General features: G+C 55.0%; 18 protein-coding genes and 1 pseudogene. 3 read left to right on the forward strand and 16 right to left on the reverse strand.

The genetic code is table 11. The features are described from left to right. Positions 1 to 45: 45 nt before the first annotated feature. Both H6G62_RS09180 and H6G62_RS28295 read right to left on the reverse strand, forming a co-directional pair. On the reverse strand, positions 46 to 2370 hold the full coding sequence (locus H6G62_RS09180) for a tetratricopeptide repeat protein (protein ID WP_190494314.1): 2325 nt from the start codon (positions 2368 to 2370) through the stop codon (positions 46 to 48). 16 nt (positions 2371 to 2386) lie between these two features. Further along, entirely contained in the window at positions 2387 to 4624 is a 2238-nt protein-coding gene (locus H6G62_RS28295; RefSeq protein WP_190494316.1) for a carbohydrate porin, read from the reverse strand. 195 nt (positions 4625 to 4819) lie between these two features. Here H6G62_RS28295 and H6G62_RS09190 point away from each other — a divergent pair, with 195 nt between their 5' ends. Next, entirely contained in the window at positions 4820 to 5551 is a 732-nt protein-coding gene (locus H6G62_RS09190) for a hypothetical protein (protein WP_190494318.1), read from the forward strand. A 140-nt stretch (positions 5552 to 5691) separates the two neighbouring features. On the opposite strand, the gene H6G62_RS09195 is transcribed toward H6G62_RS09190, so the two are convergent. The 7 genes from H6G62_RS09195 to H6G62_RS09225 all read right to left on the reverse strand — a co-directional run bounded on the left by H6G62_RS09195 (position 5692) and on the right by H6G62_RS09225 (position 12186). After that, on the reverse strand, positions 5692 to 6390 hold the full coding sequence (locus H6G62_RS09195; protein WP_190494320.1) for a hypothetical protein: 699 nt from the start codon (positions 6388 to 6390) through the stop codon (positions 5692 to 5694). Positions 6391 to 6840: 450 nt separating this feature from the next. Beyond that, positions 6841 to 7368: a dCTP deaminase gene (gene dcd / locus H6G62_RS09200; protein WP_347239320.1), complete on the reverse strand. Its 528-nt coding sequence runs from the start codon at positions 7366 to 7368 to the stop codon at positions 6841 to 6843. Positions 7369 to 7419: 51 nt separating this feature from the next. After that, entirely contained in the window at positions 7420 to 7857 is a 438-nt protein-coding gene (locus tag H6G62_RS09205) for a nucleoside 2-deoxyribosyltransferase (protein WP_190494322.1), read from the reverse strand. Between the two features lie 100 nt (positions 7858 to 7957). Further along, a complete protein-coding gene (locus tag H6G62_RS09210; protein WP_190494324.1) occupies positions 7958 to 9202 on the reverse strand; it encodes a hypothetical protein in 1245 nt (414 codons plus the stop codon). Next, positions 9199 to 9741 carry a dCMP deaminase family protein gene (locus H6G62_RS09215; protein WP_190494326.1) on the reverse strand — a complete coding sequence of 181 codons (543 nt, stop codon included), beginning with the start codon at positions 9739 to 9741 and terminating at the stop codon, positions 9199 to 9201. Before H6G62_RS09215 ends, H6G62_RS09210 begins: the two co-directional genes overlap by 4 nt. Before the next feature lie 5 nt (positions 9742 to 9746). After that, entirely contained in the window at positions 9747 to 11027 is a 1281-nt protein-coding gene (locus tag H6G62_RS09220; protein WP_242051907.1) for a thymidylate synthase, read from the reverse strand. 604 nt (positions 11028 to 11631) lie between these two features. Then, entirely contained in the window at positions 11632 to 12186 is a 555-nt protein-coding gene (locus tag H6G62_RS09225) for a P-loop NTPase family protein (protein WP_190494329.1), read from the reverse strand. 188 nt (positions 12187 to 12374) lie between these two features. Between H6G62_RS09225 and rph the strand changes: the two genes are divergently transcribed. Then, the gene (gene rph, locus H6G62_RS09230; RefSeq protein ID WP_190494331.1) at positions 12375 to 13097 is read left to right on the forward strand and encodes a ribonuclease PH; all 723 of its coding nucleotides are present in this window, start codon (positions 12375 to 12377) and stop codon (positions 13095 to 13097) included. A 144-nt stretch (positions 13098 to 13241) separates the two neighbouring features. On the opposite strand, the gene H6G62_RS09235 is transcribed toward rph, so the two are convergent. Further along, positions 13242 to 13604, reverse strand: a complete 363-nt coding sequence (locus H6G62_RS09235; protein WP_190494333.1) for a Lin0512 family protein — start codon at positions 13602 to 13604, stop codon at positions 13242 to 13244. Positions 13605 to 13943: 339 nt separating this feature from the next. Between H6G62_RS09235 and H6G62_RS09240 the strand changes: the two genes are divergently transcribed. Beyond that, a complete protein-coding gene (locus tag H6G62_RS09240; RefSeq protein WP_190494334.1) occupies positions 13944 to 14681 on the forward strand; it encodes a succinate dehydrogenase/fumarate reductase iron-sulfur subunit in 738 nt (245 codons plus the stop codon). A 135-nt stretch (positions 14682 to 14816) separates the two neighbouring features. Here the strand turns inward: H6G62_RS09240 and H6G62_RS09245 are convergent. The 6 genes and pseudogenes from H6G62_RS09245 to H6G62_RS09270 form a co-directional block, all read right to left on the reverse strand. Then, positions 14817 to 15008, reverse strand: a pseudogene (locus H6G62_RS09245) (IS4 family transposase); the annotation flags it as partial. 65 nt (positions 15009 to 15073) lie between these two features. Then, the gene (locus H6G62_RS09250; protein WP_190494336.1) at positions 15074 to 16897 is read right to left on the reverse strand and encodes an aspartate kinase; all 1824 of its coding nucleotides are present in this window, start codon (positions 16895 to 16897) and stop codon (positions 15074 to 15076) included. Between the two features lie 453 nt (positions 16898 to 17350). Further along, positions 17351 to 18109 carry an alpha/beta hydrolase gene (locus tag H6G62_RS09255; protein WP_190494338.1) on the reverse strand — a complete coding sequence of 253 codons (759 nt, stop codon included), beginning with the start codon at positions 18107 to 18109 and terminating at the stop codon, positions 17351 to 17353. Between the two features lie 335 nt (positions 18110 to 18444). Next, a complete protein-coding gene (gene fldA, locus H6G62_RS09260) occupies positions 18445 to 18957 on the reverse strand; it encodes a flavodoxin FldA (protein ID WP_190494340.1) in 513 nt (170 codons plus the stop codon). A gap of 124 nt (positions 18958 to 19081) precedes the next feature. After that, positions 19082 to 20107 (reverse strand): chlorophyll a/b binding light-harvesting protein, encoded by a 1026-nt coding sequence (locus H6G62_RS09265; protein WP_190494342.1) that lies wholly within the window; start codon positions 20105 to 20107, stop codon positions 19082 to 19084. Positions 20108 to 20415: 308 nt separating this feature from the next. Continuing rightward, entirely contained in the window at positions 20416 to 23661 is a 3246-nt protein-coding gene (locus tag H6G62_RS09270; protein ID WP_190494345.1) for a PAS domain S-box protein, read from the reverse strand. Between the last annotated feature and the right edge of the window lie 78 nt (positions 23662 to 23739).

Consider the following 23739-nt stretch of genomic DNA (forward strand, 5'->3'; position numbering starts at 1 on the left):
ATGCGGGCGAGGGCTGAACGCAAGGATGGCACATCACTACGCCCCCTAAAAGCGTTCCCAGGACGGCTGAATGCCGCGCTGCATCAGCAAACTTTCTTGGATTTGCTGAATTTGCTGGCTCACCTGGGGATCCCGAATGCCCTGGGTGGCCTGTTGCCGCTGCCATGCCTGGAGTTGATCGATGGCGGCTAGGGGTTTGCCCTGGGCTGCATTGAGAGCCGCTAGGGAGGTGCGGGCGGTGCCGTTGTCGCCATCTAGGGCTAGAGCCTGTTGGTAGAGCCGTTCGGCTTGGTCGAAGTTGCCCACCTGAAACTCCAAACCTGCCAAGGCCAGCAGGGCATCGGGGTGATTGGGGTGGCGCTGAAGCACGGTCAGGTAGCTCTGGCGGGCGAGGTCGTAGTTTCCGGTTTGCTGGGCCACCTCCCCCAGCACAAAGTACCAATCGAGGACGGCAGGATTCGCCGCCACCAGTTGACTAGCCTGGGCTTCGGCCTGGGTGGGGTTGGTTTCGGCCAGCACCTGCAAGGCTCGGAGTTGGAGTTGGGGGTTGCCCGCATCGATGGCCAGCAGGGTTTGATACACCCCGGCCCGCGAGGCGCTGGGGGGCAGGGCGGTTACCAGGGTAATCAGTTCCTGGGGCGGCGTGGTGTTGGCATACTGTTGCAGCCCTTGGTTGAGTACGGCCTCGGCCTGGGCTTCGGTGATCAGCCCCGCCTGGTAGGCCAGGGCCGCTCGGCCCAGGGGATAGGCAAAGTTCTGGGGATTGGCCGCGATCAACTGGTCATAGAGGGCGAGGGCTTCCGGGATGCGACCCTGGGTTTGATACACCGCCGCCAAGCCCTGGGCCGCGCCCGACCGAATCGCCGGGGCCGTGCTGGTGCGGAGCAGTTGTTCGTAGCGCTGCTGACTTTGGGCCAGGTTACCCTCCCGCCGTTCAATGTCCGCCAGCAGGAGTTGGGTAGTTTCCCCATCCCGGCTACCTGCCGGAGTGGCGGCATAGGCAGACAGGGCGGATCGAGCCTCGGCCAAACGCCCCTGCTGAATCAAAATTTGGGCGATGCGAAACTGAAGAAAGGCCTCCGTGGCTCCCCCCGACACCAGGCTTTGGTACAGGGGCAATAGCTCCGGCGGTGGCGGATCTAGGCGGCTGAGGATTTGCCCCATGGATCGCACCTGCACCGGGTCGGCGGGCAAGGTGGGAAAGGTATTGCGCACCTGCTGCACCAAGGCATTACGGCTAATTTGCCCGGTTTGGAAGGCCAGAATTTGCTGCTGAAGGGTCAGACTACGATCCTCCGGTTGCTCCTGGGCCAGTTGGTTCACCAGTTGCAGGGCCAGGGGGCGCTGGTCGGGCAAAGTCCCCAGGGCAAGGCTGGCCTCGCGGCGAATACCGGGGGTAACATTGGTGGCCGTGGCGAGCACATCGCGGTAGAGGGCGGCGGCCTCCTGGTTATAGCTGGGCTGCTGGCCATAGTCTCCAATGGCGCTCAGGGCACGGGCTAGGGTCAGACGGGCATCCCCTCGGCCCCGCAAGGGCTGCACCAGGTCTAAAGCGGCCTGAAACTGGCGATTGGCGGCGTAGTTGCTGGCCAGGGCACCGCGCAGACGGGCTTGGGCAGGGGTAATCTCGCGGTTGGTGATTGGCCCCAGTTCCCGCTCCAAAAGCTGAATCGCCGCCGAGAGTTGGCCACTTTCCCGTAGTGCCTGGGCGTAGGCAATGGTCCGATCCCCCTGAATCACGCCCCGGCCCGCCCGGTAGCGATCAAACAGGGCCAGCCCAGTGGCATAGTCGCCGCTAAAGGTGTGGGCCTCCGCCGCTGGCCCCACAATATTGGGGTCGGCGGTTCTGGGCAACACCAGGGCATAGTCGGCTAGGGACTGGGAGAACAAGCCTTGGTAGTAGTAGAGTTCGGCTCGTCTGGCCCTAGCCTCTAGGTTGTCGGGGTCAAGCTGAAGCAGCCGAGTGAGCGCCTGAATGCCCAGGGGTTGCCACTGGGGCCGAAAGGTGCCCAGCAGGCCAATGGTGCTCAGGGCAAGGCGATTATTGGGATCCAGTTCCAGCACACGCTGGTAGGTAGCCAGGGCTTCGGCATCGCGCCCCGCTCGCCGATAGGCAATCCCCAGTCCTACCAACGCATCCACATCATTGGGGTTGGCCTGCACCGCCTGTTGGAAGACCGTTACCGCCTCCCCCACCCGGTTCTCCAAGAGTAGGCTATAGCCCCGGCTGACATTCGCCGATTGGGCGAGGGCCGGAGCACTACCCAGCAACCCCAAAGCGGGCGGCAGGGCTAGGCTTCCTGTGGCCAAGGCCAGGGCTAGCCCTAGGCTAAATACGGCCCTCCGTTGTCCTTGGCTGCGTCGCGTCATAGTCATCACCAATATCTCACCGAAGGGTTGGGTTGGGGAGTAGATCGATGTCACTGCGGATGCGGAAGCCCGCGAAGGACTCCTGAAGTTGGTTGCGCTGTTGGAAGGTGAAGCCTACCCGTACATTGGGCAGGGCCACAAAGTCGTAGAACACCTCCAACACATCGGGCGTCCGGTCATCCACCGAGGCGGTGGGCAAATTGCGCCCGTAGGCCAACCCGATGCGATCCTCATCCATAAACACATCAAAGGCAGTCAGGCCAACACTGTAGTTCTCCCCTAGGGATCCGCTGCTGCTGTTCAGCCGTCCGTAGCGACCAAAGAGGCCAATATTCGCCTGGGGCAAAAACCATTCGGCGTTGAGACCGTAAGCCGCCAACCGATCCCCGGTGCCCCGGAAGTCTGTATCCTGGCCCGTTAAGAAACTACCGCGCAAAATCAAGTCTCCTGTCCGTAGGCCCACTTCCCCCGCAAAGCCGTCTAGGGCAAAGTTGGTGAGATCCGCTGCCGAGGAAAAGGCTGAGGCGCTGAGGATCAGGTTGTCATTCAGCGACCACTGCACCAGACCACCAGGGTGCGAGGCCGTGGCGTTGGCCGCCGCAATCAGGGCTGGATTGGTGTGGAAGGTGGCGTTAAAGAAATCTCGCCCCACATCCTTCGCGAAGCTGTTGCGATCAAAGTAGGAGGTCATATCCAATTGCCCCAACCGAAAGCGCAGTCCGGGGGCTCCCGACACCGAGGTCGCCACATAGAGTTCGGTAAGCTGTACCCCGTCGCGGTTGGTTAAATCTGGGCCAGTCGCCAAATCTAACGCCCCGCCCACCAAAAGGTTGGGGGTTAAAAAGGTATCCCCCGACAGTCGGGCACGGGCCGAAGATTGATCCCCTTGCAGCACATACAGCCCCTGCAAACTGAGGCTGGTCTCGGTAATCGGTTGGTTCAAATCCTCTAGGGGTGGGGCGACCGCCACGGCGGGGCTAGTGAGCGACGGGGCCGGACTGTTAAAGGGATCCGGGCTGCTGAAGGGCGTGGTGACCGAAGGCGCGGTGCTTGCCCCTGGGAATGGAGGGCTCTGGGCGGTGGTCATTCCTCCCCCAGGCACAGCGGGGATTGAGGAACTCGGCGGTAACAACGGCGTGGGATTCCCTGAACTGGGCAACCTGGGTAGGGAGGGAACCGCCAGCGGCGCTGAGGTCGGTGGTGGCTCAACTTGAGCGTAGGGCTGCACCACCATCCCAGGGGGCATGGCTCCGCCTACACCGTAGGGCATCCCCGCCGTACCATAGGCGTAGGGGTTGGGCGGCATACCGTAGCCCCCCGGCATAGGCATCCCCGGCATAGGCATCCCCGGCATGACCCCGTAGGGCACGGGTACATAGCCCACCATGCCGGGAGGAACAGACCCAGGCGGTGGGGCCATGTTACCTGGGGTCGGCACCATCGGAGCCCCGTAGGGAACCCAAACCATCATCCACATGCCTGCTCCCGTAGGCATTCCGGGCATTCCGGGTGCTACGGCCATTCCAGGCATTCCAGGCATTCCAGGCACCATGGTGCCTCCGCCCCCCTGCGTCATTGCCCACGGGATAGGTGCCCCCCCTACAGATCCACCCATGGAAGGGATCGGTGCGTTGGTTTGGGGGACACCCACGGGATAGGCAGGCCATGGGCTAGCCGGAATAGCAACTAAGGCTCCGGTGGGGTAGCCTACTGGGGTATTGGGTGGGGGATGGGGTAAAGCACTGGCCTGTCCCATGGCGGCACTCCCTACTGACGCATCCCAGCCCACTGGGGTGCCGGAATGCGGCTGGGACAACGTGGGCACATGTTGGGCCACAAGGGCAGGGTCGATGCCACTAACGACGGTATCCCAAGGGACAGCTTCAGCGGGAACGACTTCAACGGGAACGACTGCGGCAGGGGCTACACCAGGGGGAGGCGATGGGTCTGGAACCGATGCCCAATTAACAACCGCCTCAGGGGCCAGGGCCAGGGCTGTATCGGGGGGCTGTGTACCAAGTCGCTGATTGTGTTCCGAGCCCTCAACGTTAGGCACCCCGTTAGGAACGGCTTCCCCGACGGCCTGATCCTCAGCCCCGTGAGCCTGGGTAGCGGTGATCGCTGCCCCCTCTGGGCTAGGAGTCGCTTCCTCGGCATAGGCCACACCAACACCGCTGGTGACGAGCAACCACAGGGCAATCCATCCTGTGAGGTGGGGATAAAAGATGTAAGAGTATCTACGGCTTGGGGGCATGATAGCTCTTGGGGGCATGATAGCTAATGTCTCCGTATGTCGGGGTCTTGAAAATGCTGACCTCAAAGATGGCCTTGCCTAAGACGTAGCAGGCTGTTGCCGTTGCTAGGAGATTAACCTCTAAATGACTTAAATGACCAGTCTGCCGTAACGATTCTCGCGACTCTGTAATGCGCTATGGAAAAAACACCCTCTATGAAACCGAAGAGAACCCTATTTCAAGTCCTGTTGGCTGTGGTTGTGATGGTGAACACAGCCTGTAGCCTCGTAGGCTTCACGGCGGCCCCCCCCCCCAGCAGCCTCCTCACCATTGACCAAGTAGCCGAGGGAGGAGCACCTGGTCGCTTCCTACTCTCCGGTAAAGCGGCCCTACCAGGAGAAGTTAATCTGACGGTATCTGCGGTGCGCCGCCTCAACTCCGCTGATGGAGTCGAGGGGCAACCACCGCTTTACGGGATTTTAGATCGCAAGACCGCTACCCTGGAAGAGGGGCGTTGGCAAGCCACCCTAATGCTGTGGGAACCCAATGCAGAAGGCTACTATCAGGAGCCCTGGCAGCGACCTGAAACCGCCCTAACGAAGGAAGCAGAGCCGAACCCTACCGTTGATTTCTTAGTCACCGTAGAACCGGAGGAATTTTCTCGGTCGGTGACTCCTGCCATTCCTAATCGGCTCGAAGCGGCCATCAACGAACTTCTACATTTCACCCCCGACGGGGAACCCTATTTGCGAGTGATCACAACCCAGCCGTTGCCGCTCCCCAACAATGTTCAGGCTTCTCGCCTGGAGGAGGCCCAACCGCCCAGCTCACCCTGGCAGGGCCGATCTGCCTTAGATGCCACCAATACCGCCATAGAACAAATTTCAGAACCTCCATTTTTGCAGGAGGACAACCTACCGATAGCGCAGGATCGCTTGATGCGATAAACCTAACAATAAGAATTAGCCCTGATGGTCACGGGGTGAGCTTCGGCGCACCCCGTGGGAAAGCTCCGACCTAGCCTAGGATCTGAGCGCTAGAGCAGTGTCTGCGGCTAGGCCATGATCCTAGGCCATGGTTAAGAGGCTTAGGCCGCTATCCGCGTGGAGGAATGGCTACGGAGTTCTTCAACCTGGCGAGAAAGCTGCTGAATTTGGCTCATGAGGCTATCTAGGGGCTCATGGGCTACCGCTGGGGATCCGCTAGGGCTGCTCTCCACCGCCGCCATGGTAGGGGAGATAACGGCAGATACAACGCTGGGTTTCATGGCGTGGGCCAATTTGGCAGGGCTGGTCGCAGGCGATTCGATATAATGAATTGGAATGACGGGTTGGTCGTTCACAATTTGAATGTTGCTGCTGGGACTGGGAGCGCTAACAACCGTAGGAGTTGGCCATGCCGGATCGGCCTGCAAAAACTGGCTGAGATCCTGGGACTTCAGCCGTGCGTCGGAGAACTTAATCCGCTCTAGTTCGGACTGGTGAGCCGCCAAGCGCTTGGACAAGTCATCCTTGGCTTCGGTGGTGCTGGCCAGTTTTTGCCCTGAATTCCGCCAGCCCAAGAGACCAAACACACCCACACCTACCGCTAGGCTCACCCCACCAGCAACGGCAAGGTAGGGGGCCGCGAGGTACTGCAATTCTGAGGTAACGATAGGCTTGTTTTGAACTTCAACGTTAACGACATTCGATTTCAACGCTGCAAAGGGTAGGGCAGTAGCCGAAAAAATAACCCCAGTGACACAGGCTGATGCAAACAGAGATTGAGCGAAGGATGACTGACTCATAATTGAAACCTAAAATCTGAGATCAACGGGTAGGTAGGTCAAAAACCTGAAGCTACAAAGTAATCACCTAAAGTCAAGAGTTAAGGCACTAAACTAATGGGCCAGAGAATCCATAACCGCGAACTAATGATGAGGCCATGGGAACACGGAGCCGATCCACTGAAGGGAAACACAGGCTTGCCTAGAGCGGAACGTCCGTTGTAGATGCCCTTATATGCCAATCTACTGAATGATTTGTAGAAATGTGTAAAAGGACTGTAAGGTCTGTTTTCTCCCCATAAAGGGATATTAAGGATGTTGTCCAGGGGAAGGTGATAGAAACTGAGCCCCGACAAACAAGCGTAGTTTCACGGATAATGGGCGGATATTGACGGCAAACCTACCCTTCCTGCCCAAAACAGCGGATCCACCCTATCCGTGAATCCGCTGATGCCATGGCGTGAAGTGAGGTTAGACCTTCGCCAGGGTGACCCGTTCGTCCTGGTCTTGATATTTGCCCCGTCGGGTTTCGTAACTGACCTGACAGGGCTCGCCCTCAAAGAAGATGAGCTGGACAACCCCTTCCCCGGCATAGATGCGGCAGTCGGCACTGGAGGAGTTGGAAAACTCTAGGGTGAGATGCCCCCGCCAGCCCGCTTCGGCGGGCGTAAGATTGGCTATTATGCCGCAACGCGCATAAGTAGACTTACCTATACAGATCACACTGATATTGTCGGGGACAGCGATTCTTTCCAGGGCCACCCCCAGGCCGTAGGAGTGGGCGGGCAGGATGAAGTAGTCGCCCTGGTCGTCGGATTTGAGTTCCGTGGGTTCGAGATTGGCGGGGCTGAAGTTCTTGGGATCGACCACGGTGCCGGGAATGTGGCGAAAAATACGAAATTCCGCCGGAGATAGACGAATGTCGTAACCGTAGGAGGAGAGGCCATAGCTAATCACCGGATGCAACCCCGGCACCCCCTCCCGTCCAACGTGGCGCACCAACCTGGGCTGGAAGGGTATAGCGTCAGTCCGTAGATTAGTTACTGAGGCCTATAACTGCATAGCTCCTGAAAATGCTTTCAGTGCAATTTCCAATTCATCAAAGGCATCTCTTTGTTCTTTGAAACGAATCTCAGCAATAATAGTTGGAATCCCTCTTGCAAATCGCGATATAGGTTTCCCTTCCTCATACAGAAGGATGACTGGGATAGCGTAGCACTCAGCATAAGCTAGCTCCATGCCTACTCCAAAGGAAGGAATGCCGAGGTAAGCAATAATCAAATCTGATTGCTTTACTTGCGTCTTGTCAATCTCGAATACCCTCTTGGGGTCAAGATCCTGATTGAAGATAGGATCAGAAACAGTGTGAGGTATGTAGGGATTCAACTGAAGATGCCTACATAATGTTCCAATATCCTCATAGAATTTTTTAACTTGATCAGGCTCCTTAATCCCCGTGAGCGCCCCTGACAAATAAACCTTAGACATATCAAAGCTCCTAATATTCTTAGGTTATGCAGTGAATTCGATCTTCATTTTCAACTTTCATTACAGAATCCACAATATCCATAATGTTAGCGCCCATATATTATCGAGCAACAATCCATTCTACAGTCCCTGATATTTCTTCACCCTCTGCTACTTCTCCTAAATACTGTACTTGTAAGATGGCCTCCTTCTTCCTGGACTGGGAATTTACAGTACTCTCCTCTTCTGGCAGAACCACTTCATAGGTAAGATTAGAGGAAGAGATGCCTTTAAACAGCACATATATAGATACTGATTCATCAGACACTGATTCATCAGACAACAAAAAACTCATAGGGATTCTTAGTTCTTCGGTATTTTTCAGACTAGAAAATGCTATTCCAGCTTCTCCAGAAGCCACCACCATGTTCTCTACTTTATCTATCCTAGTATTTAAAGTATCTAAATCCTTTTGTACTCTTGCCAGGTTGAGTTCAACTTCTCCAATTTCTGCCTCATTAATTCGCAAGTTCTCTGATAGACTACTTAGAGTCTGAAGTTGAATGTGTAACCTATTTAAAAAAGTTATAGTAACTAGGGCTGCTGTAACGCCGAGACCTTGACATAGTCTCTTGATGAAAGTCTCCCATTCTTGCCTCGTCAAAGCAATATCTCTCCATGGGATGACGATATTGTCTAACTCCTCAGAACTAATCGGAATCTTCGGCTGTTTATCTTCTTCAAAGTAGTTGTTTGCGAAATGCTTCCAGTTCCTTCGCCTTTCCCATGTCCCGTCAATCTCGCCCTCTAGATAATGAAATCTAACGGAGCAAAGATTATCTAAATATTTTAGTGTGCAACCTCGTCTTGAGAGATTAGACATTCCGATTTGGAGGTTTCCTCTCCACAACGGGTCAATAATCGTAGATACATGGGAAAACCCGACGTCAGTTTTGCTGACAGTTGCGCATATTGAAGCACCTACGTCATCTGAAAGCTCTATGTACTCATTTGTAGAGATGACCAGATGTTCTCCAGATGCAACAACTAGTGATTTAATTTTTTCAAGCGAGATAACATCCGTCTTGCCATCACGAAATCTACGTCTTTGCAGATTAGTAAGATATTCGATCTTAACGTAGGGGCCAGTATGAAAGTACAAGCTGTCGCCCTTAAGAGAGTCAAAAAAGTAATCCCTAATCGCTTTGTCTAAAGCGGTATCATTTTCGTCAGGATCAGGTTTTACGAATATTTTTTGGCCAATTTTTTCCGATTTTTCTGGATCAAACTGAATGGCGTAATAGGCTATTTTTATCTTGCCACTTCGGATACATTGACAGATTTCCTTTGAAGACATAAACGTCATAGATCGCCCTCATTGACAGGAGCTAGCTGTAGCTCTGACAGTAATATTTTAGCCATGAATTCTTCTGAGACCTTAGCTTGCCTGAGTTTTATAAGCCCTTCTAGAACAAAAAAGTCGCGAACTCTTTCCGAGTCTTCATTGCCAAGAGGGGATTCATAGATGATCTCTCGTATACCTGAAGCAATGATCGACTTCAGACAGGAGAGACAAGGCTCTAAAGTTACATAAATACTAGCGTTGTCAGTACTAACTCCACGTCTAGCGGCTTGAGCAATTGCATTAATCTCGGCATGAACAGCACGAGAGGGAAGATCTTTGCGATCTGTGCATTTATGCAAGCCCTCGTAGCAATAGCCGAGTTCAAGGCAATGTTCTGAACCCGATGGAGGGCCGTTATATCCAGTAGCTATGACTTGCTTATCCTTAACGATAACAGCCCCGACAGGTCGAGCTAGACAGGTCGAGCGTGTTGCTGCCAACTTGGCTAACATCAGAAAATACTCGTCCCATGTCGGTCTAATTCTCTTATTCTGAATCATTAGCTTCACCGTGTAGTATCTACATCTTGAACATATTCTTCACCCAAAAGTAATGCACGTCTTGCCTTTTGAAGCTCTATACCAAGATAGCCAATATGATCGGGGCGAATTGACGGACTATCATTACAAATTTGCCGTACCAAATCAAGTGGTCGTTTACCAATGTAAGCCTTCACCTCTGTCCCATCATTGCCAGGTGTTGTTCTCAGCACACGGATCTGCTGTTTATTCGCTAATACTTCAATAATGAAATTGCCCGCAGGATCCCTATAGTACTCGTCATCTTCCGCATTCATCTCCGCCTGGAGAATTTTGGCATATTGGTTGTTGATCAACTGCTCCGCATTTTCCCAACAGTCGTCGTAGATGTGAGCACTTTGGCTAATAGTAATGAGGCAACCTAGCTTCAGTTTATACTTGCCTAAGTCATCCCGGCCTGAGGTTCTTTGAACTATGGAATCTCTGATTTCCTTCTGTAGAGCACGTAATCCAAACGCATTAGCTGGCCATGCGGAGAACATATCATTACTTCGGAATAGAGCGGTTAAAGTTAGTTCACCTTCTAGAACCCTGAGCCAAATATGGTTTAGGCATGGGCTTCCCCCGACTTCATGATCCCGGACATCCCATAGTGACATAACAGCACTCGCTGCATCTATTTCACTGATTAATTTCTCAATGACTTGTTCTACCTGATCTACTCCAAACCAAGAGCGAAGTCGCTGGCCGTAGGTATATTTTACGCCCTCAACTACTGGGGAATCTTCTAAAATCTGAGGAAGATACGCATTGATAGAATCTTGATCGCAGGGCAGGTAATTTGGGTCAGGTATGCAGATTTTTTTAGGGTCTTCAACCTCATGAGTTACTACAGCCATCAGGTTAATGAGTTCCTGAAGCTGCCCATCATAACCAGTTGGACGCATAACCCCTGTGGTTTTAATTCGGTGAATAATCTTAACCCATGTCTCTGCAATTGTTTTTCCTTCTATTCGATGGCCATATAATTCGCCAGGAAGCACATCCGGCTCCTTGATCTCCAAAGGGAAGTCACACGGAGAACCCCAAGGCTCAACTGGAGGGCGACTAGCATAGTACTTCGTAGCACTAATTGCCTCTTGCAGGGTTTCAACCTCCTTCCATTCAATAGCCTCTCTTAGAGTCTCTAGAGCCTTCTGATCGACCTCAATATCAATATTGCCCTTAATGCTAGAACGTATAACCCAGCAAGGACGGTTAGTATCGCTATATCCTTTCTCAAAGCCGTATTGAAAAAAGTCCGCCAAACATCTCTGGCTACCGGAACTGCTGTCTTCCCTTGTCGCATTTAGTATGACAAGAAAACGTACATGAGGATTTAGTAGAAGGTTACGAATTAGAAGGTTAATACCCCTAGTTGGACTATATAGTTGGCCAATAACGGCGAAATCCTCCGGGTTAAGGTGTTTGGCTACGATTTTCTTGACAGTCCAGCCTGTAATTACTGCCGTTTGTCCTTTCCCACAAATAAGTTGGTTTGGCTTATGTTCTGGTCTGTACGTAAACTCTCCCGGACGCATTGCTACCCTCCTCTTAGGGACTTTGTAACTTTACAAGGAGTGGGCTAACATGGCAATCCTAGCTTGAATAAGGTTATCAGTACAGCACAGCCTTATAAAAGTCACTATGGATTGAGGCTCCAGTGAGGTTAGATAGGCGACAGTTTGAATTTCTCGATGGGGTTGGAATCCTCACATCAGACTCTGGGAACCCCAGGCGAGTTTATAGGTATAGGTGCCCCCCTTCAGCCCTGAATCAAGATGCTTTCAAGATTCTTGAAGCTTGTACTACACGAGTATATCAAGAATCTTAAGCCGTCATAAAGAGATATACACTTTAACCCTCAACCATTCAAATCGGGATATTGCGCCGAAGTTCCGTCACCTGATCCGCCACCTTTAGCAGCGATTCCGGCATTTCTGGGCCAGTGAGGATGATATCGATCTGGGGTGGACGGTGGCGCAATAGGTCAACCACCTCGTCGGCGACAATTAGGTTGTAGTGGACGGCAAGGCTGAGTTCATCCAGCACCACCAGCCCGTAGCGGCCCTTATTGACCACCGCCTGGGTATGTTGCCACAGATCGGCCACGGCCTGTCGGGCCTCTGGGCTGGCCGGGGCTTCATGGATGCAGTAGGGCAGGGCACAGCGAACCCAGTCTAGGTTTTGGCCAAGCTGCATGGGGTTCTCTGGGCCTTGATCCATCCCGCCCTTGAGAAACTGCACGATGAGGACGGGTTTACCCTGTTCGGCGGTGCGCAGGGCTTGCACCATCACATTGGTAAAAAAGCTGCGATGAACCGAGGTATACACCTGTACCGTTCCCTCAATGGCTTGGAGCAAGGGATGGCGCAGCACGGTGGGGGACGACGGGGAAAAGCCCGTCACTTTGAGTTGGGAGACCATCAGACAGGGGCGGGGGACGGTGAAAAACGCTGGGCTAAATATAGCGTACTTTCTGGGTCTTACACGGTTCTCTAACGCCATATGTAATGAGAATTGATGGAGCCCTGATCCCCAGGATGGGGTGAAAAATTCCGCCCAAGCCCAGCCGCCTGCTGTATTCTAGGGGACGACCCATTTCCCTGGTATCTATGGTTTGGCAACGTCCAGACGGTCGCGCCCCCGATCAACTCCGTCCGGTAAGCTTTCAGCGCCGTTTCACCAAGTTTGCCGAGGGTTCGGTGCTGACCCGCTGTGGCGAGACCCAGGTGCTCTGTACCGTGGGGGTGGAGGAGGGGGTACCCAAATTCTTGCAGGGCACGGGGCGAGGCTGGCTGACGGCGGAATATCGGATGCTGCCCGGAGCCACTCCCCAGCGTCAAACCCGCGAAATGCTCAAGTTGTCGGGGCGTACCCAGGAAATTCAGCGGCTGATTGGCCGCAGCCTGCGTGCCGCCCTAGACTTTGACCTGCTGGGGGAGCGTACCCTACTGGTGGATGCCGACGTATTGCAGGCCGATGCGGGCACCCGAACCGCCTCCATTACCGGGGGCTATGTGGCCTTGCAGGATGCGATTCAGTCCCTTTTAGACCAGGGCATGTTGACCCAGTCGCCTTTGGTGCATCAAGTGGCGGCGGTTTCAGTGGGGCTGCTAGAGAACGAGGCGTTCTTAGATTTGTCCTACGAAGAAGATGTGGCGGCCACAGTGGATTTTAATGTGGTGCTCAACGATGCCCTAGATATTATCGAAGTCCAGGGCACCGCCGAAGCAGGCAGCTTTAGCCGTCAGCACATGAACCAGATCCTCGACCTGGGCGAACGGGGCATCCAACAACTCCTTGCCGCTCAGCAAGCGGCCTTGGCCACTTCCTAGGCTGAGATAGCCTTTCCTAGATCGGGCTAGACTCCTGATGCAGACTCAGGCCGACGGGCTTACCCGCGATATCAGCGGGCGAGGAAACCTTGCCCCTACGGGTGGCTGGGTTTAGGAATCGTTTGTGTTAGCCCGGATAGGCTGCTAGACGGGGATGGAAACCGTGACAGCGGCAATGGCCACGTACATATCATCATTTTTGTCGTCGAGTTCGGGGATGGCCCGCCCCGCCACCACCATACCGCCATCGCTCAGCACCAGCGTTTTTTGGCCAAAGGGCAATACCGACAGCACCTCGTCCTGACGCACCTGGTCTGGAAAGGGCACCGCCACCTGAACCTCCACCATCATTTCATTGGGATGGCTCAAGCCCGCCACCTCCCACACCCCAGGCAGGGCATTGTGGGCAATGGCATTACGCACAGCCCGCGCCGCCGCCACGGTCGGATCTTGGCCATGCTGATCGACCCCCATCCCCATTTCAATAATCAGTCGTTTAGACGCCACGCTATTCTCCTTGCAGTCCATAAGTCCATCATTGGGCATGGCTACAAAATAGCCTGTGGAGGGCACTCCCGATTAAGTCCGACTCGTTTACCCCCGGTATCTAACGGGTCAGGAAACCTTGCCCCTACGGTTTTCGGATGACGGTTTTCGGATGCTAGGAATTGGGGGTGTCTAAAGCGGGTTTGGTTGCATCCTTAACCTCGTTCAATCCAGTTGGTTTACTCCGGTATCAGGCTGTGTTTTTCTCTGCGGATCGGGTATACCCTAAAGAAACGGCCCGATCAGCGAAAACCTAAGTTCCGAAACCCTAGGGCTGTCACTGTTGTTCGATCTCGCGCTATGCAACTTCATCTCAAGGTTTGGCGACAACCGAACCCCGATGGGCCGGGGCAGTTTCAGACCTACACCCTGGCTGAAGCCCATCCCGATATGTCCTTCTTGGAACTGCTGGATGTGCTCAACGAGCAACTGATCCACCAAGGGGAAGACCCCATCGAGTTTGACCACGACTGTCGCGAGGGCATCTGTGGATCCTGTGGCCTGATGATTAACGGCCAAGCCCACGGTGGCCAAACCGAAACCGCCACCTGCCAGCTCTATTTGCGCCATTTCCAAGACGGCCAAACCCTTACCGTAGAACCCTGGCGGGCCAAAGCCTTTCCCGTGCTTAAGGATTTGGTGGTAGACCGCACCGCCCTAGATCGAATCATGGTGGCAGGGGGCTACATCAGCGCTAAAACCGGATCGGCCCCGGAAGCCAACGCCATCCCCATCCCCAAGGCCAAGGCCGATAAAGCCTTCGACTATGCGGCATGCATTGGCTGTGGAGCCTGTGTGGCGGCCTGCCCCAATGCCTCGGCGGCGCTGTTTACGGCAGCAAAGGTAGCCCATCTGTCCCTATTGCCCCAGGGCCATCCTGAACGCAAAGCCCGTGTCCTAGCCATGACCGATCAGATGGCTACCGAAGGGTTTGGCGATTGTTCCAACCATGGAGAATGTCAGGCGGTGTGCCCAAAGGGAATTTCCATCGACGCCATTGCTCGGCTACGTCGAGAGTATTGGATGGCTCAGTTTTAACGGATTGAACGGATTGAACTAATTCATAGCGGATTTCAGTGAGCCGAAACGCATTGAGCGGAATCAGCGTTTGAATGGGGGATAAGCCGCATGGAGGATTGATCATGACAGACTCCTCAACGGGTGACAACGCACCTAGAGAGTTTGCTGCATCAGGGATAGAGCATGGAAACCCCGCTGAAAATAGCGCTGCTTATGGGGTTTGAGTGCTATCCGTTGGAGTGCGCAGTCGGCCCATAACTCCATGGCATAGATCCAGCGTTGGCCATAGAGCCTGAGACTAAAGTCACTCTGTCGAGGCGTCGTATCGTGGTGCGCTTGGATACGACTGTCATACTGAATCGGTTGAGGGAAGACGCTGGCTAACACCGAGAGTTTGACCTGGAAAACGCCTAGGCAGGGACAACCACCGCCTTAGTTCCAGCGAGGCCAAAGACACTGTGGATGGCCTGGAGCGCTTTAACACCTTCCGATTCATCCACCACGCAGCTAATTTTGATTTCTGATGTGGCAATCATTTGTAGGTTAATGCCCTGCTCAGAAAGCGCCTTGAACATCCGAGCCGCCACGCCAGGGGCATAGATCATACCGATGCCGACCACGCTGACCTTGGCGATGGCTTCGTTCACCACCACTTCCCCAAACCCAAGTTCCTGGGCGGCTTGCTCCATCAGTTCCCTGGCTAGACGGGCATCGGCCTGGGCCACGGTGAAGGCGATGTCGCGGGTGGGGTGGCCATTCACCAAACGGCAGCGCTGGGACTGGATGATCATATCCACGCTGACGCCGTTGTTAGCCAGGAGTTGGAAGATTTTCGCCGCCATGCCCGGTTGGTCGGGCACATGGCGAATGGCCACCTGGGCCTGTTTGGTATCCAGGGCGGCACCGCGCACCACCGGGGTCGTTTGGGTTGAGGCCAGGGACGTATTTTCCGATGCCGATTGAGGCCGAGGAGAGGAGGTGACCTCGAAGGCTTGGCAGAGAGCGGCAATGGCGCGATCACAGTCCTTGGCGTCGATGGTGCAACTGACCTTCACCTCGGAGGTGGAGATCAACTGAATATTGATCCCCGCCTCGGCTAGGGTCAAAAACATCATCGCCGCCACCCCCGGACGACCGATCATCCCGGCCCCGGCGATGCTGATTTTGGCCATGTTGGTGTCCACCATCACCTCGGCTTGGGTGGTGTCGGTGGGGTTGCTGCGCAGGGCGGGGGCAATGGCTTCGGCCACGGCTTCGGCCCGGTTGAGGTTGGATCGCACCAGGGTAAAGGCAATGTCGTTGGTGTTGCCCTCGTGGATGGACTGGATGATCAGGTCTACATTGAGGTCTTGGTTGGCCAGTTCCCCAAATAGACGGGCGGCAATGCCGGGACGGTCGGGAATCCGCAACAGAGCGACCTTGGCCTGATCGGTGTCAAACTCCACGGCATCTACGGGGTTAGCCAGTTCCAAGCCTTCTAGGGGGCGGGGTTGGGGCTGGGGCGAAATCACGCGGGTGCCCGGTTCGTCCGTCCAGCTAGATCGCACCACTAGGGTCACGCCGTAGTTACGGGCGATCTCCACCGCACGGGGATGCAGCACCTTGGCCCCCAGGCTGGCCAGTTCCAGCATTTCGTCGCTGGTGATTTCTTCCATCAACTGCGCTTCCGGCACCAGGCGCGGGTCGGTGGTGAGAATCCCCGGTACATCGGTATAGATCTCGCACTTGTCGGCCTGGAGGGCCGCCGCTAGGGCCACCGCCGAGGTATCGGAACCGCCTCGACCCAGGGTGGTAATTTCTAAATCGGTGGTTTGGCTAATGCCCTGGAAGCCCGCCACCACAATCACTTTGCCCTCGGCCAGGTGGCGTTGCATCCGTTCCGGGTTGATGGTGAGAATGCGGGCACGGGTATGTTCCGCCTCGGTGACAATACCCACCTGCGCCCCGGTGAGGGAGATGGCATCTTGGCCGAGGCTGTGCAGCGCCATGGAAAGCAACGCAATGGACACCTGCTCCCCCGTCGAGAGCAGCATATCCATCTCGCGGCGGCTGGGTTGATCGGTAATGTCGTTGGCCAGCTTCACTAGGCTGTCGGTGGTTTTGCCCATGGCAGAGACCACCACCACCACGCTATTGCCAGCCTCCACCGTAGCCTTCACCCGTTGCGCCACCGCCTGGATGCGATCCACGGTGCCCACGGAGGTGCCCCCATATTTCTGTACGATCAGCGCCATAGTTCTTGCCTTCCTCATCCCTGCAATTATGCCTTGGCCCCGCAATCAGCCATGTCCGAAAACCGGGCCATCATCCGAACGGGCCAACCCCAAGACCGAGCTTGCCTAAGTTGGCCCCACCATAGGCTGGTCTTACCCATTTAGCCACCCCTACATTATTTAGATTGAATAGATCGAAATCCTAAACCGAAATCCTTAAACTGGGGCAACTTTTTGACAGACCCTTTATGGTACCAGGGTTTTCGGTCAGCATATCGCCAACGTTTACTCCAGGAATGGGGATGGGGGCTTCGGACTCAATTCAATTGGACGTAAGAGGACTGGTCTGGGGACTGGGACGGTCTGATCTGACGCCGAATCCAGCTTACTTACCCACGCTATCAGCGGGCGAGAAGACCTCGCCCCTAGGGGTTGTCGGCCTGGGAATCGGGGTCTTCTGGCTCGGATTTGGGCTTAGGCATCGCGCAGGCTGGCAAGGCAAACTAGGTCTTGGGGCAGCAGGGCGGTGGGAACCTGCCAAAACTTCAGCACCTCCTGGGCCACCGCTTCGGGATGGGCCGCATGGAAAAAATGTCGCCCACCGGGGCACTGCCACAGCCGATCCCCTGGTTTTAGCCACGGTTGCCAGCCCTGGATTTGGTCGGGGCTGATCACGGCATCATCTTCGCTGCCGCACACCATCATCGGCACGGGCACCCGTCCGGGAAAGGAACTCTGGCGCTTCCAAAGGGAATGGGGTGAGGGAGAATGGGCCAAATCCTTTTCTAGCAGCCGCACCCAGCCGCTCACTAAGGGGCGGGCCTGGTGACCAAACAGGGTATAGGCCATCTGCGCCAGCACCCGATGACGGGAACAGGGCAGGGCTTCCAACTGGGCGTAGTAGTGGGCCTGCCAGTCCACTATGGGGTTAACGCCCACGGAGAGCAGGGTGAGGGAGCGCACCCGCTCCGGGCATTGACGGGCATAGAGCAGCCCCACCAGTCCGCCCGTGCCGTGGCCAATTAGGTGCAGGGGGCGAGTTTGGTCTGCCATAAAATCGTGCAGCAAATCCAGGGCAACAGCCAAGGAACTGGGTTCGTCGGGGGTTTGGCGATAGGCCCAGTGGGAAATATCAATGTGGCGGGCTAGCGTTTTTAAAAGCGCTTGATCAAACCGCTGAAAACTGGGGCTGACATTAAGCCAAAGGGCTTCGGGCTGGGTGGATTGAAGCATAGGAATGGGATTTGGGTTAGGGAGGAAAGTCATCAAAAATGGCTGGTCAATCAGGGTAATGGAATCGGATGAGCAGGGTGAAAAGATTGCCTATCTAATCCCTGGGGGAGAGGGATTTAGGGTGTAGCTTGCTTCTCGTAAGGGTGGGTTACAGCGCAAGCCAAAGACTGCACACCGTTGTTGGGTTCTAGATCCCCCCAGCACCTAGCGGGCTAGGTTTCGCTCTGTACCCCCCTTTTCAAGGGGAGCAGGGGGGATCATTGCTATGTACTTCACACAGGTGGAATTCGCCACATTATGTATTGGAAATCCCTCGACTTATGGTGGTTTGAGATCTAAACACCAAAGGCCATTTTGACTTGAGATGCCCAGTTAGAAATGCGGCTTTCGGTGAGTTCGGGCTGGTTGTCTTCGTCTAGGGCAAGGCCGACAAATTTGCCATTTTGGACGGCTTTGGATTCGTTAAATTCGTAGCCGCTCGTAGGCCATTGACCGACAGTGGTGCCGCCGAGGGAGCTAATTTTTTCGGCCAAAATACCCATAGCATCTTGGAAGTTATCGGCATAGCCAATTTGATCACCCGCGCCAAAGTAGGCGACTTTTTTGCCGCTAAAGTCAATCTCATCCAGTTCGTCGTAGAAGCCTTCCCAGTCGGCCTGGAGTTCACCAATATTCCAGGTGGGGCAACCCACAATCAAACAGGCATAGTCAGCAAAATCATCGGGGCTAGCGTCGGCAATGTCGTGGAGTGTGACAACGCTATCGCCGCCAAATTCGGCTTGGATGGCTTGGGCTAGGGTTTCGGTGTTTCCGGTTTGAGTGCCGTAGAAGAGACCAATCTTACTCATTAGTTTGACGACCTAAATCGCTGTGCTGCAAACATCAAATGCGGGGAAAAAGAGAAAAGGGGGGCAGGATGTTGGAGCCTATAAATGCCCCCCAAAGAGAGAGAGGAGAACGGATCCAACGGGGTTAGGATTCGATGGCGCTCAGGGCTTGTTCAACGCGCCGGAAGTCGAATCCAATAGCTCGTAGGGCGTGCCACAGGTGCCCTTGCAAAAACAGGAAGGCCAGGATGAAGTGGGCGTTGGCCAGCCAACAGCGGGAGGTGTGGGCATTCAGCGGTAGGGCCACGGTGTCGGCAAAGTAGGGCATGATGCCGAGTTTGACCGTCAGCGGCGGGCCGTAGAATTCCACGGGGTAGGCCAGGGTATTGACGGCACAGAAGTAGGCGGCCACAAAACCTGCTAGGGCAATGCCCCCTAGGGAATAGGACAAAATCGCCTCGCCGGAGAACATCAGCAGGTTTTTGGCCCACTTCATCGGCGGCACCAGAATGTGCCAGAGGCCCCCCGCCAGCAGCAGAACGCCCACATAGAGGTGCCCACCGACCAAATCCTCTAGGCTGCTAATGCTGGCGAAGTGGGTTTGGTAGCCGTAGATCACCCAGGGATCGAGGGTGGGCTGCACCAGGCGCACGGTTTGCTGGGTGGCATCGTACAACCCGCCCCAGGTGGTGGCTTTGGCGACGAGAAGCAGCGCCCCCGCCCCCAAAAACAGCAGGTGATGACCGAGAATCATTCCTAATTGGGCTGGGTTTTCCCACTCGAAATGGAAGCGCCGCGCCCAGCCCTCGGCCTGCTTCAGATCAGCAGGAGCTTTGACAGTGTGGAACAGCGCCCCCGCTCCCAGCACCGCCGAGGAAATTAGGTGCACCACCCCCACCACAAAGTAGGGTTCGGTATCCACAATCATTCCGCCATCGGCAATTCCCAAACCCAAGGTGGCCAGGTGAGGCAGCAGGATTAACCCCTGTTCGCCCAGGGGTAGGGCCGGATCAAACCAAGAGAGTTCGTACAGGGTGAAGGCCCCGGCCCAGAGGGCAATTAGGGCAGCTTGGGCGACATGGGCCGCAATGAATAGGCCCGAAAGGTTTGCAAAGCGGGCGTTTCCAGCCCACCAGTCGTAGTTAACGTCAGTATTTCCGTAGGTTTGCATGATGAAGACATCCTATGGCAACGGCCCTCAGTTCAGCCAGAGCTTATTGAGAACCAAGTTCAACAAGCCCATCACACCACAAGTCGGAATGATTCTCAATAGAAAAATATTAAGTTTTGTGTCAAGCCAACCTGGGCACCAGGGCCGTAAGGGTTGAAATCCCTATTCAGAAAAACGTTGAAGGATTGTCGCGATCTATGGCGGATGCTGGGATCGTCGTGATTGGTTGCCTTGAGAAGAATTGTTCCCGCTAAATTAGCCCGATCAACGGATTTGCCCTACATCTGAACGGGATCGGCTGCGATGGGCTAGGTGTCGGAGGGTGGCAGTGAGATGGTCGCCTGAGCCTGAACATAGCTGTTGCGACCTTGGGCTTTGGCGGCATAGAGGGCTTGGTCGGTTTGGTAAACCCACTCATCCATAGACGCGGTGGAACTGGGAATGATGGTGCCTAGCCCTATGCTGACGGTCACTTGGAGGCTAATGGGGGAATAGCGATGCTCAACAGCTAGGTCGTGAAGGAGGCGCTGGATGGCCTGGGCGACTTCAATAGCGCCTCTGGTATCGGTTTGGGGTAGCAAAACAGCAAATTCCTCGCCACCATAGCGGGCCACCAAATCCGCCGGACGCTGAGCCGCCTTCTTCAATACTTGGGCCACCTGGCAGAGGCAATGATCGCCTGCCTGGTGCCCATAGTGATCGTTGTAGAGCTTGAAATAATCCACGTCGATCAACAGCAACGAAAGCGGTTGTTGATCCCGCTGCATTCGATCCCATTCTTGCTCTAGCACCCGATTAAAGGTGCGACGATTGGCAATTTGGGTGAGACCATCTTGGGTGGCAAGTTGTTCGAGTTCTTGGTTGACTTGCTCTAGTTGGCGGTACAATTCCGACTGATAAATGGCAATTTCTACCTGCACGGCTAATTGTATTAAACAGCCTCGATCTAAAGGCTTCCATAATCGTGGAGATCGACATTGGTGGGCTACCATCATGCCCCACAGTGTCTCGCCTTGCCAGAGAGGAACCATCAGTTTAGCCTGCACATGAAGATTGGCTAATACCTGTTGGTGGCAGGGCTGAAGGTCAGCTTTACTTACATCGTCAATGGCCTCAATGCAGCCTTGATACAGTTGACCATCGCTGAGTTCAAAGAAGTAGGGGTCTGGCATTTCATAGCCTAGGGATGAGGGCCAGGGTTGGGCTACTGATTCGGCGATAACAATGCGGTTCTGGTCAGTATTAAAGCGATAGATCAACACCCGATCTACATCTAGAAAATGACGAATCTCATCTACGGTGGTTTCTAGAATCTGATCTAGATCTAGGGTTTGGCGAATACGGTGGGTGATCACTTGGATCATTTGATCCCGTTCCGCTTGCTGCCGTAGGGAAAGTTCAATGGCCTTGCGTTCAGAGATATCTTGTTTGATCGCAACAAAATGATGAATGTCATGGCGATGATCATGGACAGGCGTAATCGTCGCAAATTCGTAGTACAGTGTACCGTCCTTGCGACGATTGATAATTTCGCCACGCCAGCACTGGCCCGATAGAATGGTTTTCCAAAGGTTCTGATAAAAGGATGGAGGATGTTCCCCCGACTTCACCAGTTCACGGGGATTTTTTCCCAACGCCTCAGCTAGAGTGTATTGAGTAATCGCGGTAAAGGCAGGATTGGCCCATTCCACTCGCCCCTGCACGTCGGTAATCACCACGGCGTCGGCACAGGCTTCTAGGGCTGCACTTTGTAGGCGCAGTTGGGTTTCAGTATGTAACCGCTCTTGAATATTTTGTGCTAGGGCAAACAGATATTCTTTCCCCATAAATTGAATATGTCGCACCATCACTTCAACGGGGAAATCGGTGCCCTGTTTAGTACGATGATGAACCTGGGTGATGAGATGTTTCTGATGATCAACCGTGGCCCAAAAGCTAGCCCAATCCGTAGGAGCTAGATCGGGGATGATGCGTTCAATGGGCTGCATCAATAATTCGTCGCGACTGTAACCCAGGGATATACAGAGTTGGCTATTCATGCGACAAATTTTGCCTTCTCGATTCACCCAAAGGGCAGCTATCCCAAGCTGTTCTAGGGAAAAGTTAGCAAGAGCGAGGGATTGTTCTAGCCGCTTGCGGGCCGTAATATCGACATAGCAAATCGCTACCCCATACTGTTCTAGGGGAATAGGGGCGGCGCTAACGCTGATCCAGGTAATTTTTCCCTGAGCTTTCACAATGCCCATTTCCACATCATGGACAAAACGGTTTTCCGTCAGGGCGCGGACGCTGGCATATTCCGAGGCGGGCATGGGGCTGCCATCGGGGCGGATGATCTGCCAATCGGGGGCGTCGTAGGTGCGGGCAGTTTGTTCGCTGGCGGTGAGTCCAAGCAACTGTTCGGAGGCGGGGTTAACTTCTAATAATTGGCCCTTGGCATCGGTGATGGCAATACCTAGGGGTAGGGTTTCAAACAGGGTTTGGTATTTGTTGCGGCTTTCCCGCAGGGCTTCTTCGCTTTGGCGCAGGGATTCCTCCATGCGCTTACGGTCGGTGATGTCGTGGTTAATGCCAATCATTCGCAACGGTTGACCGTCCGGGGTGCGTTCAATCACCTGGCCCCGATCCAGCATCCATTTATAGGTGCCGTCTTTGCAGCGGAGGCGGTGCTCACTTTGGTAATGGGGGGTGCGGCCCTGGATGTGATCCTCCAGGGCTATGTAGGTGTAGGTTTTGTCGTCGGGATGGACGCGGCTATCCCACTCGATGAAGTCGTTGCCCACCTCGGTTTCGGTGTAGCCCAACATGGCCTTCCACAGGCGCGAATAGAAGACCTGGTTGGTCTGCATATTCCAGTCCCACACCCCGGCCCCAGCTCCCTCTAGGGCGACCTGCCAGCGGCTTTCGGCCTGACGGGTTGCTTCCGCAATCCCCACCGCCATGGCCCGTTGGGAAGGGTGAGAGGAGGGCTGAGTTGGGGCACTAGACTGGGGAGAAGCGGATCCTATAGTGAGGGCTGCGGAGTCGTCCATCTGGGGTAAGAACAGGCCGCTATGCAGGGCTAAATGCTCCAAAAGTTGGCATTCTATGGGGAGCCAATCGTGGGGTTGGTGGCTGTGCTGCACCACCCAAAGCCCCCACAGAGTTCCCCCCACCAGCACCGGGGCCACTAGGGCCGACCGCACGGATAAGTGCTGCCACTGGGATCGGTCTTGGGGGGAGAGACGGCTATCGTCGGATCCATCGGCAATGGCGACGGACTGCCGCCGTAGATAGTGCGGCCACCAAGCGGCCCCCGCCAGCGGATCCAAGACCCGCTGCCCTAGGAGATCGGCAACGGCGGGAGTATGGGCCTCAACGACAACGATGGGCTCCGACTGGGAGGACAGGTGGTAAATCAGTACGCGGTCGGCCTGGAGTACCTCCCGCACCTGGGTGGTCATCCCCTGCACAATCCCCCCCGTCGCCCTACCATCCTGGCGCTGGAGAGTCATCTCAGCCACAAGTTCCAGAATCCACTCTGGAGACAGCGTTGGCACGGTGGAGATACGCATGGGCACAGGGTAGGGAATAGGGCAGAAAACCCGAAGATCCCACCGTTAGTCTGACTAGAGTATTGCCACTGACTGTTT

Origin of the sequence: Phormidium sp. FACHB-1136 (genome assembly GCF_014697375.1) — a bacterium.
Taxonomy (GTDB): Bacteria; Cyanobacteriota; Cyanobacteriia; order Phormidesmidales; family Phormidesmidaceae; genus Nodosilinea.